This is a genomic window from Actinacidiphila bryophytorum (assembly GCF_016916835.1).
Classification (GTDB): Bacteria; Actinomycetota; Actinomycetes; order Streptomycetales; family Streptomycetaceae; genus Actinacidiphila; species Actinacidiphila bryophytorum.
The window spans coordinates 1-927 of sequence record NZ_JAFFIX010000072.1; the positions used below are offsets into that span (position 1 = coordinate 1).

The 927-nt window shown below is 69.6% G+C and carries 2 protein-coding genes; one reads left to right on the forward strand and one right to left on the reverse strand.

What is annotated here, in order from left to right:
• Nucleotides 1–256 (forward strand): ricin-type beta-trefoil lectin domain protein (locus JT723_RS34630; RefSeq protein WP_205048394.1); only part of this gene is annotated, 256 nt, incomplete at its 5' end.
• A gap of 94 nt (nt 257–350) precedes the next feature.
• Here JT723_RS34630 and JT723_RS34635 read toward each other — a convergent pair.
• Nucleotides 351–927, reverse strand: a 577-nt coding sequence (locus JT723_RS34635) for an RICIN domain-containing protein (protein ID WP_205048878.1), incomplete at its 5' end; no start/stop codon positions are given.

The following is a 927-nucleotide window of genomic DNA, read 5'->3' on the forward strand; positions in this document are numbered from 1 at the left end:
GCTGACGGTCGTCTCCGGCGGCGCGCAGCTGTGCCTCGACGCCTACAACAACCAGACCACGGCCGGCACCAAGGTGGAGACCTGGTCGTGCAACGGCGGTGCCAACCAGCAGTGGAGTGTGAACTCCAACGGCACGGTCACCAGTACGCAGTCCGGCCTGTGCCTGGACGTCACAGGGGCCTCGACGGCCAACGGCGCCCTGGTGGAGCTGTGGACCTGCAACGGCGGCAGCAACCAGCAGTGGACGCTGAGCTGAACCACGCTGCCGCGAACGCCACCCCCCGGCCTGCGGCGAGGCCGGGGGGTGGCGGCACTTCTGCCGGGTCAGCTCCTGCTGCCCTGCGGTCTTTTCAGCTCCACTTCTGGTTGCCGCCCCCGTTGCAGGACCACAGCTCGATCAGCGTCCCGTTGCCGGTGGCGGCGCCCGTCGCGTCCAGGCACAGCCCGGACTGGACCCCGACGATGGTTCCGTCGGAGTTGACGCGCCACTTCTGGTTGTCGCCGCCCCAGCAGGAGTAGATCTGCACCTTGACGCCGTTGCCGGTTCCTGCGGCGTCCAGGCACTTGCCGCCCACGGTCGTCAGCTCGCCGGCCGAGGTGGCGGTCCACTGCTGGTTGGCCTGCCCGTTGCAGTCCCACAGCTGCACCTGGGTGCCGTCCGTGGTCGTGGAGTTGGGCACGTCGACGCAGCGTCCTGAGGCGACGCCCTTGATCGCCCTGGTACCGCCGTTGCTCGGCGGGGTGGTGGGCGAGGTCGGCGACGAGGTCGTGCCGCCGCCGTTCAGCGTGTTCAGTACGGCGCTGTAGGCCGCCTTGGCGTTGCCGTTGCTGTCGAAGAGGAGGGGGTTGTCGCCGGAGCGCCAGGAGTCGCTGTCGCGGATGCCCCACACCGTGATGCCGTTGCAGCGCGCGACGTTCATGCACGCC